The sequence below is a fragment of the Xanthomonas sp. NCPPB 3583 genome (assembly GCF_041475715.2).
Taxonomy (GTDB): Bacteria; Pseudomonadota; Gammaproteobacteria; order Xanthomonadales; family Xanthomonadaceae; genus Xanthomonas; species Xanthomonas euvesicatoria.
The window spans coordinates 1,531,741-1,548,091 of sequence record NZ_CM191263.1; the positions used below are offsets into that span (position 1 = coordinate 1,531,741).

Annotated in this window: 14 protein-coding genes; 12 read left to right on the forward strand and 2 right to left on the reverse strand. The window is 65.9% G+C overall.

The genetic code is table 11. The features are described from left to right. Window positions 1–28 precede the first annotated feature (28 nt). Window positions 29–931 (forward strand): 3-hydroxyisobutyrate dehydrogenase, encoded by a 903-nt coding sequence (gene mmsB / locus ACCQ07_RS06815; protein WP_031421779.1) that lies wholly within the window; start codon window positions 29–31, stop codon window positions 929–931. A 215-nt stretch (window positions 932–1,146) separates the two neighbouring features. Then, complete coding sequence (locus ACCQ07_RS06820) at window positions 1,147–2,112, forward strand: cation diffusion facilitator family transporter (RefSeq protein WP_029818966.1); 966 nt, start codon at window positions 1,147–1,149, stop codon at window positions 2,110–2,112. A gap of 216 nt (window positions 2,113–2,328) precedes the next feature. Here ACCQ07_RS06820 and ACCQ07_RS06825 read toward each other — a convergent pair whose 3' ends face one another. Beyond that, the gene (locus tag ACCQ07_RS06825) at window positions 2,329–4,407 is read right to left on the reverse strand and encodes a 3-hydroxyacyl-CoA dehydrogenase NAD-binding domain-containing protein (protein WP_014089681.1); all 2,079 of its coding nucleotides are present in this window, start codon (window positions 4,405–4,407) and stop codon (window positions 2,329–2,331) included. A gap of 236 nt (window positions 4,408–4,643) precedes the next feature. Here ACCQ07_RS06825 and rpoE point away from each other — a divergent pair, with 236 nt between their 5' ends. The 9 genes from rpoE to recO all read left to right on the forward strand — a co-directional run bounded on the left by rpoE (window position 4,644) and on the right by recO (window position 13,660). Then, a complete protein-coding gene (gene rpoE, locus ACCQ07_RS06830; protein WP_003488227.1) occupies window positions 4,644–5,264 on the forward strand; it encodes an RNA polymerase sigma factor RpoE in 621 nt (206 codons plus the stop codon). Further along, window positions 5,261–6,157, forward strand: a complete 897-nt coding sequence (locus tag ACCQ07_RS06835) for an RseA family anti-sigma factor (protein WP_372363927.1) — start codon at window positions 5,261–5,263, stop codon at window positions 6,155–6,157. The genes rpoE and ACCQ07_RS06835 overlap by 4 nt, the downstream gene beginning before the upstream one ends. Window positions 6,158–6,266: 109 nt before the next feature. Further along, a complete protein-coding gene (locus ACCQ07_RS06840; protein ID WP_039416718.1) occupies window positions 6,267–7,844 on the forward strand; it encodes a DegQ family serine endoprotease in 1,578 nt (525 codons plus the stop codon). Between the two features lie 190 nt (window positions 7,845–8,034). Beyond that, window positions 8,035–9,825 carry a translation elongation factor 4 gene (gene lepA, locus ACCQ07_RS06845; RefSeq protein WP_008576898.1) on the forward strand — a complete coding sequence of 597 codons (1,791 nt, stop codon included), beginning with the start codon at window positions 8,035–8,037 and terminating at the stop codon, window positions 9,823–9,825. A gap of 105 nt (window positions 9,826–9,930) precedes the next feature. Further along, on the forward strand, window positions 9,931–10,731 hold the full coding sequence (gene lepB / locus ACCQ07_RS06850; protein ID WP_007970507.1) for a signal peptidase I: 801 nt from the start codon (window positions 9,931–9,933) through the stop codon (window positions 10,729–10,731). Continuing rightward, complete coding sequence (locus tag ACCQ07_RS06855; protein WP_016850781.1) at window positions 10,732–11,139, forward strand: DUF4845 domain-containing protein; 408 nt, start codon at window positions 10,732–10,734, stop codon at window positions 11,137–11,139. Then, window positions 11,129–11,809 carry a ribonuclease III gene (gene rnc, locus ACCQ07_RS06860; protein ID WP_031421783.1) on the forward strand — a complete coding sequence of 227 codons (681 nt, stop codon included), beginning with the start codon at window positions 11,129–11,131 and terminating at the stop codon, window positions 11,807–11,809. The genes ACCQ07_RS06855 and rnc overlap by 11 nt, the downstream gene beginning before the upstream one ends. Next, the gene (gene era / locus ACCQ07_RS06865; protein ID WP_014089686.1) at window positions 11,806–12,705 is read left to right on the forward strand and encodes a GTPase Era; all 900 of its coding nucleotides are present in this window, start codon (window positions 11,806–11,808) and stop codon (window positions 12,703–12,705) included. The genes rnc and era overlap by 4 nt, the downstream gene beginning before the upstream one ends. 232 nt (window positions 12,706–12,937) lie before the next feature. Further along, a complete protein-coding gene (gene recO / locus ACCQ07_RS06870) occupies window positions 12,938–13,660 on the forward strand; it encodes a DNA repair protein RecO (protein WP_372363928.1) in 723 nt (240 codons plus the stop codon). 400 nt (window positions 13,661–14,060) lie between these two features. Here the strand turns inward: recO and ACCQ07_RS06875 are convergent, their stop codons facing one another. Continuing rightward, complete coding sequence (locus ACCQ07_RS06875; RefSeq protein ID WP_008574276.1) at window positions 14,061–14,783, reverse strand: Hpt domain-containing response regulator; 723 nt, start codon at window positions 14,781–14,783, stop codon at window positions 14,061–14,063. A gap of 158 nt (window positions 14,784–14,941) precedes the next feature. Between ACCQ07_RS06875 and rlmD the strand changes: the two genes are divergently transcribed. Next, on the forward strand, window positions 14,942–16,276 hold the full coding sequence (rlmD, locus tag ACCQ07_RS06880; protein WP_372363929.1) for a 23S rRNA (uracil(1939)-C(5))-methyltransferase RlmD: 1,335 nt from the start codon (window positions 14,942–14,944) through the stop codon (window positions 16,274–16,276). The last annotated feature ends 75 nt before the right edge of the window (window positions 16,277–16,351 follow it).

The following is a 16,351-nucleotide window of genomic DNA, read 5'->3' on the forward strand; positions in this document are numbered from 1 at the left end:
CCGGCCATCTGTTGAAGATGGTCCTATTTTGGAAACCGACACCATGAGCAAGATCGCTTTTATCGGCCTGGGCAATATGGGCGGGCCAATGGCTGCCAATCTGATCAAGGCCGGGCATCAGCTGCGGGTATTCGATCTCGCACCGGCCGCCCTGGAGGCTGCCTCGGCGGCTGGTGCGCATGCTGCCAGCTCCGCGCAGGACACGCTGGCCGATGCCGAGGTCGTGATCTCGATGCTGCCTGCAAGCCGCCACGTCGAAGGTGTGTACCTGGGCGAATCCGGCATCCTGGCGCAGATCCCGGATGGCGCCCTAGTCATCGACTGCAGCACCATCGCGCCGGTGTCTGCGCGCAGGGTGGCCGATGCGGCCAAGGCGCGTGGCCTGACGATGCTCGACGCCCCGGTCTCCGGTGGCACGGCCGGGGCTGCAGCCGGCACGCTGACCTTCATCGTCGGCGGCGCTGCCGATGCGCTGGAGCGCGCCCGCCCGGTGCTGCAGGCCATGGGCAAGAACATCTTCCATGTCGGCGACAACGGGGCAGGGCAGGTCGCCAAGCTATGCAACAACATGGCCCTGGGCGTGATCATGGCCGCCACCGGTGAAGCGCTGGCGCTTGGCGTCGCGCAGGGCCTGGACCCTGCGGTGCTGTCGCAGATGATGGCGGTCAGTACCGGGCGCAGTTGGGCCACCGAGGTGTGCAACCCGTGGCCCGGCGTGCTGCCCAATGCGCCGGCGTCGCGTGGGTATAGCGGCGGCTTCGGCAACGACCTGATGCTCAAGGATCTGGGCCTGGTTGCCGAATCGGCGGTGCAGGCCGGCGTCTCGATTCCGCTCGGTGAGCTGGCGCGCAACCTGTATGCGATGAACAGCCAGGCAGGCAACGGGGCGCTGGATTTTTCCAGCGTGGTCAAGCTGGTCGCCAAGATATAACAGGCGATCCGCTCGCGCCGCGGAGTGTTGGATTGGCGGTGCGAGGGGGCATGCTTCCAGAGCGTGACTTCTTTCGCCCCGCAAATAGCGCAACCACTGCGCCTTGTGCGGCCCGCCGCACGGCTCGCGTGATGTGATGTCATTACGCGCAGGTGTAATAGTCTCCGCCATCGCGTGCGCCTAAGGTGCGCGCATTGCAGCAGGCCACGACACCCATGGGACACGACCACAACCACGCACCCAGCGAAATCCGTCACGAAGCCCCCTTGTGGTGGGCACTGGGGTTGACCGCCACTTTCCTGCTGGCAGAGATCATCGGCGCATTCGTGACCAACAGCCTGGCGCTGCTGTCCGACGCTGCGCATATGGCCACCGACACCGTCGGCCTGATGATCGCGCTGGTCGCGGTGCGCTTGAGTCGTCGTCCGGCCGACGCGCGTCGCACCTATGGCTATGTGCGGCTCGAAGCGCTTGGCGCACTGGCCAATGGCGCGCTGTTGTTCGTAGTGGGTGGCTACATCCTGTGGGAGGCCGCGCAACGCTTCCGCGCTCCGCAGGACATCGCGTACAGCGGCATGCTGCTGATCGCCGGCTTCGGCCTGGTGATCAATCTGGTCGCCATGAAGCTGCTGCACGCCGGCAGCGGCGAAAGCCTTAACGTCAAGGGTGCCTATCTGGAGGTCTGGAGCGACATGCTCGGCTCGGTGGCAGTGATCATCGGTGCCCTGCTGATCCGCTGGACCGGCTGGCAATGGATCGACCCGGTGCTGGCCGTGCTGATCGGCCTGTGGGTATTGCCGCGCACCTGGGTGTTGCTGCGCGAGGCGATCAACGTGTTGCTCGAAGGCGTGCCCAAGGGGATCGACCTGGCCCAGGTGCAGCAGGCACTCACCAGCCATCCCGGCGTCGAAGACGTGCATGACCTACACGTCTGGGCGCTGGCCTCCAGCACGCCCGCGCTCACCGCGCACGTGGTGGTCAACGAGGCCACCGACCGCGACCGCCTGCGTGATGCGCTCGGCGCCCTGTTGCACGACCGCTTCGACATCGCCCACGTCACCTTGCAGGTGGAAAGCGGCCACTGCGGCACTGAACCCTGCGGCACACCAAAGCCGGCTGCAGACGCTGGCCATGACGCGCACCATGGGCACAGTCATGCGCATGGGCATTCCCATCATTAACCTCTGGTAGCAGCAGGTCGGCAGGTCATCGAATCAGCGCGTTTCGACCTGCGCAATCCACCGCACCTGTCCGGCCCTGGCGCGACATATCCAGATCGACTCCGACTGCCAGGTAATCGGTGCCAGCATCTGCACGCTGCGGTCTTGGCGCAAAAAAGAAGGCTGCCAACGGCAGCCTTCTTGCAAATCAGACTTGTCGATAGATGCCTGCCGGCCTCAGGCCACCGCTTCCCGCAACAACGGCGAGTCCCAACCCGGGCGCGGCGCGAAGCGTTCGCCATAGCGTGCATGCAGCGCGTGCAGGCGCTCCAGCAGCGCGTCTGCGCCGACGCTGCGGATGTACTGGATCGGGCCGCCACGGAAAGGTGCGAAGCCTGTGCCGAAGATGACCCCGGCGTCCAGCAGGTCTGCGTCGGCCACCACGCCATCGTGCAGGCAGGCCACCGCTTCGTTGAGCAGCGGCAGGATCAGGCGGTCTTCCAGATCCGCCGGTGCGGTGTAGCCGCTGGCAACCTCGGGTTTGACGGCGCGTCCGTTCTCCCACTTGTACAGGCCCTGGCCGTCCTTCTTGCCGCGCTTGCCGGCTTCCACGGTCGCCAGTGCCGCCGGGATGGGCAAACGCAGGAACGGCGCCAGCTCCGCGCCTACGCCCGCCGCCACATCCAGGCCCACGGTGTCGATCAGTTCGATCGGCCCCATCGGCATGCCGAACTTCACCGCCGTCTTGTCCAGCACCGGGCCAGGAATGCCTTCGGCATACGCGGTGGCCGCCTCGAGCAGGTAGGGGAACAGCACCCGGTTGACCAGGAATCCCGGCGTGCCGGCCACCGGCACCGGGAACTTGTCCAAGGCCTTGCAGAACGCAGCCAGGCGCGCGACGTTGGCCGGATCCAGACCATCGTGCTGCACGATTTCCACCAGCGGCATCATCGCCACCGGGTTGAAGTAGTGCAGGCCGGCAAATTGCGCCGGGCGCTGGATGTGGCCACGCAATTCGGTCAGCGGAATCGACGAGGTATTGGTCGTCAGCAAGGCATCCGGCTTGAGTTGCGGCTCGATCGATTGGTACAGATCGCGCTTTGCCTGCGGGTTTTCGATGATCGCCTCGATCACCAGGTCGGCCTGCGTCACGCCCGCGCCGGCCAGGTCGCCGCGCAGCCGCGCGGCCACTGCCGGCCGCTTGGCGTCGTCCTTGACGCGCTTGGCGAACAGCTCGCCACCACGTGTCAGCGCCGTATCGATAAAACGCTGCTCGCGGTCCTGCAACGTGACCTCGAAGCCCTTGTAAGCCGCCCAGGCCGCGATATCACCGCCCATGACGCCGGCGCCGATCACATGCACATGGCGAATCGGGGCCGCCGCACCGGCTGCGTCCTTGCCGCCCAGCGCTTTCAGGCGCTCGGTCAGGAAGAAGATGCGGATCAGGTTGCGTGCGGTCGGCGTGCTGGCAAGTTTGACCACCGCCTTGCGCTCGGCCGCCAGGCGCGCCTGGATGCCGCTGCCGCCCGCCCGCTCCCAGACGTTGATCAGGGCGTAGGGCGCCGGGTAATGCTCCTTGCGCGCCTTGCGCGCCACCTGCTTGCGCATCTGCGGCGCCAGTAGTTTGCGCGCGAGCAAGGTATTGGTGGCCCACGCAGTGGCGCGCTGCTTGAACGCACGCGTGGTGCCGGCGAGCGCCAGGCTGGCTGCCACATCCACCAGCACGGCAGGCGCGGCGACCTTGTCGACCAGCCCCATCGCGCGCGCAGCCTTGGCCGATACCGTGCGGCCGGTGAGCATCAGATCCATCGCGGCCGGCGCACCGATCAGGCGCGGCAAGCGGGCGCTGCCGCCCCAGCCGGGAAAGATGCCCAGCTTGGTCTCCGGCAGCCCGATGCGGGTGCTGCCGTCATCGGAGGCCACGCGGTAGCGGCAGGCCAGCGCGATTTCGGTACCGCCGCCCATGCAGAAGCCATGAATCGCCGCGACGGTCGGGCAGGGCAGTTCGGCCAGCTTCTGGAAGACCTGCTGCCCGCGGTGGATGGCATCGTTGACCGTACCCTTGCGATCGAATTCCTGGAATTCCTTCAGATCGGCGCCGGCGATGAAGCCGTTGGGCTTGCCCGAGCGCAGCACCACGCCCTTTGGCGGATCCAGTGCCAGCCGCTCGACCACGGCGCCCAGCTCCAGCAGCACCTCCTGCGAAAATGCGTTGACCGGTGCGCCCTGCCGATCGAGGCTGAGAACCACCACGCCGTCCTCGCGCAGATCGGCCTGCCAATGGCTGAATCGGAGCCCGTCGAAACCTGGAAGCATGCGTCTGGCCGTCCGGCAATAGAAGGAAAGGTCGTTATCATCCAGAGGTTGTTTCCTTCACGTCAAATACCCATACCTGTCGACAGGGGAGATCCGCGCGTTGCGCGCGGCGTCGCCAGCGGTGCATCGCTGCCGCTACCCTGATGCGTGACGGTCGTACGGATCGGTATGAACTTTTCTTTTCAACGGCGGTCTCATTGCCCGACTTCGGTGGGCTGACAGGAGTGCGGCCCGACATGGCCGAAGTCGATACACCTCAGGAGCTGGACCTGGAACTGGTCCGGCGCGTGCAGCGCGGCGAAAGCGCGGCGTTCGATGTGCTGGTGCGCAAATACCAGCATCGGATCGTTGCCTTGATCGGGCGCTACATCGCCGACTGGAGCGAATGCCAGGACGTTGCCCAGGACACGTTCGTGCGCGCCTACCGCGCGATCAACAGTTTTCGTGGCGACGCCCAGTTCTACACCTGGCTGCACCGCATTGCCGTCAACACTGCCAAGAACCATCTGGTTGCGCACAACCGCCGCCCGCCCACCGACGACATCGAGATCAGCGATGCCGAGCAATTCGATGGAGCGACCCGGTTGCGCGACACCGATACCCCGGAGCGTGAATTGATGCGACAGGAGCTGGAACAAACGGTGATGCGCGCGGTCCAAGCGCTACCGGAAGAACTTCGGTTGGCCATCACCCTGCGCGAGGTGGAGGGCCTGAGCTACGACGAAATCGCGCAAAAGATGGATTGCCCGATCGGAACGGTGCGCTCGCGCATCTTCCGGGCGCGCGAGGCCATCGACATCGAGCTGCGGCCTCTGCTGGAGACCGAAAGCGCTACCCGTGAGCGACACCGCGTATGAACCAGAACCCTGCCATGTCCACCACCGACAAATTCGAGCTTCACTATCGCCAGCAGCTGTCTGCGCTGGTCGACGGCGAGTTGAGCGCCGACGAGTCGCGCTTCCTGCTGCGCCGTCTGGCCCACGACGAAGACTTGGCCGGCTGCCACGAGCGCTGGCAGTTGTGCGGCGATGTGCTGCGCGGTGCGGCCAGTGCGCCGGCGCCGCTGGATTTTGCGGCGCGTGTGCGCAGCGCCATTGCCGAGGAGCCGGCACCGCAAGCGCAACCGGCGACCCGCCCTGGTGCACGTTGGCGCTGGGGCGGCGGTGCAGCGATTGCCGCCTCGGTCGCGGCGATTGCCTTGTTCCTGGCGCGCGAGCGCCTGCCAGACACCGCCGCGCCGGGTGCTGAAACAACCCCCGTCTATGCCACCGCCGCGCAGCTTCCGCCCGCCTCGCAAGCGCCGCAGGGACCTGAGGCACCGAAGGTGCCGGCCGCACCGGCTCCTGGGGCGCCGGATGAGGTGGCCGCGCTTGCTGCAGCCGTGCCTGCCGCTGCGCTGGCGTCTACTCGGCGCGGCGCGGCAACCCGCAATGAGCAAGTCGCACGCAGTGCGGCTGCGCGTCAGCAGCAGGCGCCGACCCGTATGGTCGCTGCGGCAGCACCGGCATCCACGGGCACCGCATCTGCGGTTGCGGCGACGCCGTCCAACCCGTTCACGCATCCGGATACCACGCTGCAGGCACGCCCGTGGCCGCGCGCGGCCCTGTCCGGGGCTGGCGAAAGCTCGCTCAATGCCAGTTTCCGCCAGAGCCAGCCCGGCACGGCGTTCTATCCGTTCGAACCCGCGCCACAGGCCGTGACCAGCCCGGCGCCGAACCGGCCGGCGCCGGCGCAGGCCCCGCAGGACTGACCCTGTCGCCGGCCTTCATCCGTTCGGCAATCTCCCTCCCGTTATCGTGCCGGGCCCGTGTTGCTACGCGGGTTCTGGCCCCTGTCGCCCTGCCATCGGAGGCAACCTGATGAACCATCGCATCCGCAACCAGATGTTCGGCCTGATCGCCATGACCCTGCCGCTGGCCGCCTGCGCGCAGCAGCCCGCACCTGCTGCCAAGGACCTCGCCCCGATTGCCGCCAACCGCAGTGCCACGCCGGCGCCGCAGCTGGTGGCGGGGCTGCCGGACTTCACCAATCTGGTCGAGCAGGTCGGCCCGGGCGTGGTCAATATCGAAACCACCATCACCCGCAAGGACGCCATGGCACGTCAGCAGCGCAGCGGCCCGGGTGGTCGCGGTGGTGGCGCGATGCCCGATGACGATCAGATGCCGGAATTCTTCCGCCGCTTCTTCGGGCCGGATTTCCAGATGCCGGGCGGTCCGCGGCAGGGGCCGGGTGGCGGCGATGACGACGGCGGCATCGCCGGCAAGTCGATGGGCTCGGGCTTCATCATCTCGGCCGACGGCTATGTGCTGACCAACCACCACGTGGTCGATGGCGCCAGCGAGGTGACCGTCAAGCTCACCGACCGCCGCGAATTCAAGGCCAAGGTGGTGGGGAGTGACGAGCAATACGACGTGGCGCTGCTGAAGATCGAGGCCAAGGGCCTGCCGACCGTGCGCCTGGGCGATTCCAACACGCTCAAGCCGGGGCAGTGGGTGGTGGCGATCGGCTCGCCGTTCGGTCTGGATCACTCGGTCACCGCCGGCATCGTCAGCGCCACCGGCCGTAGCAATCCCTACGCCGACCAGCGCTACGTGCCCTTCATCCAGACCGACGTGGCGATCAACCAGGGCAATTCCGGCGGCCCGCTGCTCAATACGCGTGGCGAGGTGGTCGGCATCAATTCGCAGATCTTCTCCGCGTCGGGCGGCTACATGGGCATCAGTTTCGCGATCCCGATCGACCTGGCCTTCAGCGCGGCCGAGCAGATCAAGGCCACCGGCCACGTGAGTCGCGGCATGCTGGGCGTGGCGGTCGGCCCGATCGACTCGCTCAAGGCCCAGGGCCTGGGCTTGCCGGACAGCCGTGGTGCCTTGGTCAACGACATCCCGGCCGGTAGCCCGGCAGCCAAGGCCGGCATCGAGGTGGGCGACGTGATCCGTGCAGTGAATGGCAAGTCGATCGACGTCGCCAGCGATCTGCCGCCAATGATCGGGCTGATGGCGCCTGGCACCAAGGTAACCCTGGACGTCTTGCGCGACGGCAAACCGCGCAAGGTGACGGTCACCCTTGCACCGCTGCAGGACGGCGGCGAGAACGCCGCACCGCGCACCGCCGCCGATGAGGCCAAGCCCAGCGCTCCGGCCAGCGTGGAATTGCTCGGCCTGCAAGTTGCCGACCTGACCGCCGCCGAGCGCAGCCGCCTGGGCCTGGAGGCGGGCGAGGGCGTGCGCATTGCGGCGGTCACCGGCGCGGCGGCGCGCAGCACCCAGCCGCCGCTGTCGCCGGGCCTGATCATCGCCCGCGTCGGCCGGACCAAGGTCGGCAGCGTCGCCGAACTCAACCGCGCCCTGTCCAGCTACAAGAAGGGCGACGTGGTCATGCTGCTGGTGACTGACGGCAAGGCAACCAGCTATGTGGCCTTGAAGGCCGGCGGCTAAGGGCGGCCGGGATTGGGGATTTGGGATTCGGGATTGGCAGCAGCGGGTCCGCGCTACGCGGCCCCCCTGCTTTTGCGATTCCCGAATCCCGATTCCCCAATCCCCGGCCCCAGAGGGGTCGGCCGTGCGATAATGCTGCGTTACCCTGACGACGGCTGCGCCGGCGCCCACCTCAATGTCCTCTGATTCAATGCGGAATATCCGCAACTTCTCCATCATTGCCCACGTCGACCACGGCAAATCCACCCTGGCCGACCGCATCATCCAGCTGTGCGGCGGCTTGCAGGCGCGCGAGATGGAAGCCCAGGTGCTCGACTCCAACCCGATCGAGCGCGAACGCGGCATCACCATCAAGGCGCAGTCGGTGTCCCTGCCGTACACGGCAAAGGACGGGCAGACCTACCACCTGAATTTCATCGACACCCCCGGGCACGTCGACTTCTCCTACGAAGTCAGCCGCTCGCTGGCTGCATGCGAAGGTGCGCTGCTGGTGGTGGATGCCGCGCAGGGCGTGGAAGCGCAGTCGGTGGCCAACTGCTATACCGCGGTGGAGCAGGGGCTGGAAGTGGTGCCGGTGCTGAACAAGATCGACCTGCCCACCGCCGATGTCGACCGCGCCAAGGCCGAGATCGAAGCGGTGATCGGCATCGATGCCGAAGACGCGGTCGCTGTCAGCGCCAAGACCGGTCTGAACATCGATCTGGTGCTGGAAGCGATCGTGCATCGCATCCCGCCGCCGAAGCCGCGCGAGACCGACAAGCTGCAGGCGTTGATCATCGATTCCTGGTTCGACAACTACCTGGGCGTGGTCTCGCTGGTGCGCGTGATGCAGGGCGAAATCAAGCCCGGCAGCAAGATCCTGGTGATGTCTACCGGGCGCACCCATCTGGTCGACAAGGTTGGCGTGTTCACCCCCAAGCGTAAGGAGCTGCCCGCGCTGGGCGCCGGCGAAGTGGGCTGGATCAACGCGTCCATCAAGGACGTGCACGGCGCACCGGTCGGCGACACGCTGACCCTGGCGGCCGACCCGGCGCCGCACGCCTTGCCCGGTTTTCAGGAAATGCAGCCGCGCGTGTTCGCCGGCCTGTTTCCGGTCGATGCCGAGGATTACCCGGATCTGCGCGAAGCGTTGGACAAGCTGCGCTTGAACGATGCCGCGCTGCGCTTCGAGCCGGAAAGCTCCGAAGCGATGGGCTTCGGCTTCCGCTGCGGCTTTTTGGGCATGCTGCACATGGAAATCGTGCAGGAGCGCCTGGAGCGCGAGTACAACCTGGACCTGATCAGCACCGCCCCCACCGTGGTGTATGAAGTGCTCAAGACCGATGGCACGGTCATCAACATGGACAACCCGGCCAAGTTGCCGCAGTTGAACCTGGTGCAGGAAATCCGCGAGCCCATCATTCGCGCCAACGTCCTCACTCCCGAGGAGTACATCGGCAACATCATCAAGTTGTGCGAGGAAAAGCGCGGCACCCAGATCGGCATCAACTACCTGGGCAGCCAGGTACAGATCAGCTATGAGCTGCCGATGGCCGAAGTGGTGCTGGATTTCTTCGACAAGCTCAAGTCGGTCAGCCGTGGCTATGCCTCGCTGGATTACCACTTCGTGCGATTCGATGCCGGCCCGTTCGTGCGCGTGGATGTGCTGATCAACGGCGACAAGGTCGACGCGTTGTCGTTGATCGTGCACCGCAGCCACGCCGATCGTCGCGGCCGCGAGCTGTGCGAAAAGATGAAAGACCTGATTCCCCGGCAGATGTTCGACGTGGCGATTCAGGCCGCGATCGGCTCGCAGATCATCTCGCGCTCCACGGTCAAGGCGATGCGCAAGAACGTGCTGGCCAAGTGCTATGGTGGCGACGTTTCGCGCAAGAAAAAGCTGCTGGAGAAGCAGAAGGAAGGCAAGAAGCGCATGAAGCAGGTCGGCCGCGTGGAGATTCCACAGGAAGCCTTCCTGGCCGTCCTGCAGATGGACAAGTAGCAGGGATTCGGGATTCGTCATTCGGGATTGGCAACGGCTTGCCCATCCTCTTGCTCTTACTAATCCCCAATCTCAAATCTCGAATCCCGTTCCGAAGGAACATCAATGAAATGGTTTGAAATCATCCTGGTTGTCCTGACGCTGGGCAGCGGCTTCATCTGGTTGCTGGACAAGCTGTTTCTGGCCAAGCGCCGTGCGGCGCGTGCCGGGTTGCTGGACAGCGAGCCGGCGATCATCGATTACTCGCGCGCCTTTTTCCCGGTGCTGGCGGTGGTGCTGATCCTGCGCAGCTTCGTGGCCGAGCCGTACAAGATTCCGTCCAGCTCGATGATGCCCAACCTGCTGATCGGCGATTTCATCCTGGTCAACAAGTTCGCCTACGGCTTCCGTCTGCCGATCACCAATACCAAGTTCATTCCCACCGGCGAGCCCAAGCGCGGCGACGTGGTGGTGTTCAAGCCGCCGCACGCGCCGGACCAGAACTGGATCAAGCGCGTGGTTGGCCTGCCGGGCGACAAGATCGGCTTCCACGGCGATACGCTGTACATCAACGACAAGCCGATGCATTACACGGTCAAGGGCGAGTACATCGGCAAGGGCAAGGGCGCCGAGATGACCGGCACCACGCTTCTGGTCGAGGACCTGCCGGGCCGCACGCACACCGTGCTGGAATGGCTGGACCGCAACATGCCGGCCGGGCAGGGCGACTGGACCGTGCCGGCGGACAGCTATTTCGTGATGGGGGATAATCGCGACAACAGCGAGGACAGCCGGTTCTGGACCCAGACGCACTTTCTGCCGGAAGCCAATCTGCGCGGCAAGGCGTTCCTGATCTGGCTCAATTGCGAAGGGTGGTTCTGCAAGGGGAGTTTCGATCCATCGCGGATCGGGACTGGAATCCAGTAAATGCACGCACGGCGTGCCAGGGGAAGCACAATGAAGCGCAAGCAAAGCGGTATGACGTTGACGTCGTTCGTGGTGGTGCTGGCGGTAGTGGGGTTCGGTTTGTACATCGGGATGAAGCTGTTCCCGATGTATCAGGAATATTACGCAGTGCGTACGTCGATGAAGGGCTTGGCAAATGAAGCAGGCACTTCCGACATGGATCCGTCCAAGTTGCAGGACATGTTCTTCAAGCGCCTGTACATCAACTATTCTGAAAATGTCAAAAAGGAAGACGTCAAGTTCGAGCGGATCGAAGGCGGCTGGCGCATGAAGGTCAATTACGAAGTCCGCCGCGAGCTGGTTGGCAATCTGGATGTGGTCGGCAAGTTCGATACGGCACAGGATCTGACGAAGCGCGGTGTCGAATAGAACCTTCCAACGCGGTGATCCGATCGGGCACGCATTCGCCGATCCGGCTCTGCTCGCCCAGGCGCTGCGGCATCGCAGCGCCGGGACGCCGCATAACGAGCGATTGGAATTTCTCGGCGACGGCATCGTCAACCTGCTGATCGCCGAGGCGCTGTATCAACGGTGGCCCAAGGCCGACGAAGGCGCATTGACCCGTGCACGTGCCGAGCTCGTGCGCGAAGGTGCGCTGGCAGTGATCGGACGCACGTTGAACCTCGGCGAGCGCCTCACGCTGGGGCCAGGCGAGCTGAAGTCCGGAGGTCACCGGCGCGATTCGATCCTGGCCGATGCGGTCGAGGCGATCGTCGCAGCCATCTATCTGGACTGCGGTTTCGAGCGTTGCCGTGCAGTGGTGCTGCCGTGGTTCGAAGCGTCGCTGGCGGCATTGCCGGTGGGCAAGGCAGAAAAGGATCCCAAGACCCGGCTGCAGGAATGGCTGCAGGCACGGCAACTGCCGCTGCCCACCTACGCGCTGATCAGCGAGAGCGGCGACGAGCATGCCAAGCAGTTCCACGTCGCCTGCATTCTGGAGCAGCCCATCGCCCGCGCCGAGGGCCAGGGCACTTCGCGTCGCCTCGCAGAGCAACAGGCGGCGACTCTTGTCATCGCACAACTGGATTCAAACACGTGAGCGAAACCTCTTCCCCCCACCGCAGCGGTAGCGTTGCGGTGATCGGCCGGCCCAACGTCGGCAAGTCCACCCTGACCAACGCCCTGGTCGGCGCGAAGGTCAGCATCGTCTCCAACCGGCCGCAGACCACGCGTCATCGGCTGCTGGGCATCGCCACCTTCCCGGAAGGGCAGCTGGTGCTGGTCGACACACCGGGCTTGCACCGCGAGCAGAAGCGCGCAATGAACCGGGTGATGAATCGCGCTGCGCGCGGCTCGCTCGAGGGCGTGGACGCGGCGGTCCTGGTGATCGAAGCCGGCCGCTGGGACGAGGAAGACACGCTGGCGTTCCGCGTGCTCAGCGACGCCGGCGTGCCGGTGGTGCTGGTGGTCAACAAGGTCGACCGGCTCAAGGACAAGACCGCGCTGTTCCCGTTCCTGGCCCAGGTCAGCGAGGGGCGCACCTTCGCCGCCGTGCATCCGGTGTCCGCGCTCAAGCGCAAGGGCCTGGACGCGTTGGTGGGCGACCTGCTCAAGCTGGTGCCCGAAGCCGAGGCGATGTTTGGCGAAGACGAGATCACCGACCGCAGCCAGCGCTTTTTGGCTGGCGAACTGGTGCGGGAACAGCTGATGCGTCAGCTCGGCGAAGAGCTGCCGTACGCCACCACCGTCGAGATCGAGCGCTTCGCCGAAGATGGCGCGCTGCTGCGCATCGGTGCGGTGATCTGGGTCGAGCGCGAAGGCCAGAAGGCCATCGTGATCGGCAAGGGCGGCACCCGTTTGAAAGAAATCGGCGGCAAGGCGCGCCTGCAGATGGAGCGCCTGTTCGGTGCCAAGGTGTTCCTGGAAACCTGGGTGCGCGTGCGCGAAGGCTGGTCGGACGACGAGGCTGCGCTGAAGGCGTTCGGCTACGAATGAGGCCGGGAAGGCCGGGACCCGGGACCCGGGACCAGGGTCCCGGGAAGAGCTGGATCAGGCAGGTGGTCTGCATACTGCGGGGGAGGCGGCTTTTCGCATTTTTCAGATTCGCGTGCTGCGCTGACGGCATTGGCTCGGCCCCCCGTCGCTACCCCGCGCGGCCCTCCGATGGCCGATCCGGTGCTTTTCCCGGGTCCCGGGTCCCGTGTCCCCGGTCCCGGCTCTTCCCCCCATGCTGATCGAGCACGAGCGCGGGTTCGTCTTGCACGTACGGGCCTGGCGCGAGACCAGCCTGCTGGTGGAAGTGCTGACCGAGCAGCACGGGCGGGTGGGACTGCTGGCGCGCGGTGTGCAGGGGCCGCGCAAGCAGGCGCTGCGCGCGGCCTTGCAGCCTTTGCAGCTGATCCAGTTCAGTGCCGTGCAGCGCGGCGAGCTGGCCCAGCTGCGCCAGGCCGAAGCGCTGGACACCGCGCCGCGGCTGGTCGGCGACACCATGCTGGCCGGTTTCTATATCAGCGAATTGCTGCTGCGCCTGGCCCCGCGTAACGATCCGGTGCCTGAACTTTATGCCTGTTATGCGCAGGCACGTACCTACCTGGCGTCCGCTCTGCCGTTGGCGTGGGGGCTGCGCCGGTTCGAGCGCGACGTGCTGGACGGGCTGGGGTTCGCCTTCGATCTGCAGCATGACAGCGACGGGCAGCCGATCGACCCGGCGGCGCGGTATCGGCTGGATCCGCAGGAGGGCGCCTTGCGCGTGTTGAGCGAACGGCTAGCCCAGGACCGCCGCGAAACCGTCACCGGTGCGGCGCTGCTGGCGCTGGGCGAAGACGTCATGCCGGATGCCGACGACATGCCAGGCCTGCGGCGCAGCATGCGCGGGGTACTGCTGCACCATCTGGGCGGGCGTGGTCTGAAATCCTGGGAAATGCTCGAGGACCTGGCGCGCCGTCGTTGATGGCGCGGAGTGCTGGAGGCCCATGCGTGATAGCGCTGGACAAAAGTCCAGCAGCGACCGGCCATCCCACGAGCCAGCAGCGAATTGAGCGAAGCGGGCGCTCGGAAAACCGGCAGGCAGCACCCGTGCCCGTCGGTTTAGAAAGCCCTTCGCCTGCCCTCGACCACGAGCGCTACTCTCGTCACCGACATGGACCGGGCGAGCAGCAACTGCATACGCCCTGCGTCGAGCTGTAGATCATCCAGGCAGTCAAACGCCAGCAACTGGAGCCGGTGCTACCTGCCATACGCAGCTTGATCGGCAGGACGACGGTGCATCGACCGCGGCGGCGAGCCGGAAGCGCACCGGCGCCGGCGTCCGGCACACCTCGTCTGGCAAGGAGGTGCTGCGCTCGATTCGCTCAATGCAGCAATGCAGCCACCGCCGCGTGGAATTGGGTGCGTGCGGTCCGCGAGTGCGGGTCGCCGCGCAGCAGGCGCACTGCGCCGGCAAGCCGCGCCGCGCCGACGAAGCCACAGCTGGCCTGCAACCGATGAAGATGGCTGCGCAGTGCCTGTTCGTCGCTGATCTGCAAGGCCGAATCCACCGCATCCCGGGTGCCCGGCAGCTCGGCCAGGAACAGCTCGCGCAGGGCATTGAGATGATGCTGCTGGCCGTTGAGCGCGCTCAGCGCAGCGGTCTCGTCCCAGTCGCTGGCGGCGATGTCCAGCACGCCCACCGGGGCCACGCTATAGCGACCGCGTGCCAGGCCGCGCCGCACCGCCTGCAGCAGGCGCTCGGAGGTCAGTGGTTTGACCAGCATTTCCAGGAACCCGTCGGACTGCAGGCTGTGCTGCATCGACATGGTCGCGTCGGCGGTGTGCGCCAGTGCCGGCACGTCCGGGTGCAGCAGGCGCAATGCACGCAGTAGCCCGCTACCGGTGCCATCGGGGAGATTGACGTCGATCAGCCAGAGGTCGTGGCGACGTTCGCGCGCGCGGTCGAGTGCGGAAGAAAGGGAATCGGCACAGTCGACCGTGGCCGGAAGACTTTCAAGCACAGCCTGCAAGAACCCGCGGCTGATCGGGTCGTCTTCCACCAGCAGTAGGCGTGGGTGGGGTTCCTGGCGTGTGGCCATGTTCATGCTGCCTCCTTGTCAGCGATGCCGCGTCCTGATTTGTCGCGCGCAGCGGAAGTTTGCCTGTGTTTGCGGGGCGCGACAATTGTTGCGCTGACCGGCGCGGCCTCCGTCGGTCGCATCTGCGACAATACGCACCCTTTTTGCCCGCAGCTTGCCGCCACGTGGCCAGAACCCGAAACCGTCTCGACCGTACCCCCTTCCAGACCGCGGTCACCGACCTGAGCCATGACGGCCGCGGGGTCGCCCGCCGCGACGGCGAGGGCGGCAAGGTCACCTTCATCAGCGGCGCCTTGCCGGGCGAGCTGGTACGCGCCGAACCCACCGCCCGTAGCCGGCATTTCGATGAGGCCAAGACCGTGGAGGTGCTGGAGGCATCGCCGCAGCGGGTCACCCCGCGCTGCCCGCACTTTGGCGTCTGCGCGGGCTGCGTGTTGCAGCATCTGGAGGAGTCGCAGCAGATCGTGGCCAAACAGCGCGTGCTGATGGACAACCTGGAACGTATCGGTCACGTCACTCCGCAAGCCGTGCTGCCTGCGCTGACCGGCGACAACTGGTGGTATCGGCGCAAGGGCAGGTTCTCGGTGCGTCGCGTCGAGAAGAAGGACAAGACCTTGGTCGGCTTTCGTGAGCTGGACCCGCGGTTCGTGGCCGATCTGTCGGTCTGCTACACGGTGATTCCGCAGATCGGCGAGAAGATCCCCTTGCTTGCCGCGCTGATCGAAGGCATGGACGGCAAGCGCGACATTCCGCAGATCGAATTCATCGCCGGCGACGATGCGGTGGCCTTGACCATTCGGCATATGCAGCCGCTCAGCGAGCGCGATCGCCAGGCCTGGGTCGCCTTTGCCCAGGAGCACGGCTTTGCGATTTTCCTGCAGCCCGGCGGGGTGGACAGCGTGCATCCGCTGTGGCCGCAGGACGTGCCGCTATCGTTCCGCTTGCCGCAGTGGGAGGTGGAACTGGCGTTCCGGCCGCTGGATTTCATTCAAGTCAACGCGTCGCTCAATCAGAAGATGATCGCCCATGCGGTTGCGCTGCTGGAGGCCAAGCCCGACGACCGCGTGCTGGACCTGTTCTGCGGCCTGGGCAACTTCACCCTGCCGCTGGCGCGCGTGGTGCGTGAGGTGGTGGGGGTGGAAGGCGACGCCGGACTTGTGGCACGGGCCAAAGAGAACGCCCAGCGCAATGGCCTGGACAATGCGCAGTTCCACGCCGCCGACCTGACCCAGGATCAGCGCAGCGCACCCTGGATGCGCCAGGGCTTCGACAAGCTGCTGCTGGACCCGCCGCGCTCCGGCGCCCTGGAAGTGCTGCAGCAGCTGCCGTTGAAAACGTTCGATCGCATCGTCTATGTGAGCTGCCACCCGGGCTCGCTGGCGCGCGACGCCGGCTATCTGGTCAACGAGCAGGGCTTCACGCTGGTTTCGGCAGGCGCGATGGACATGTTCCCGCACACCGCGCACGTGGAAAGCATTGCGGTGTTTGAGAGGCGGTGAATCAGGAGGAGGCAATCGGGAATCGTAACGGCGAACGGCTTATGCTTTTGCCATTCCCGACTCTCGATTCCCGAT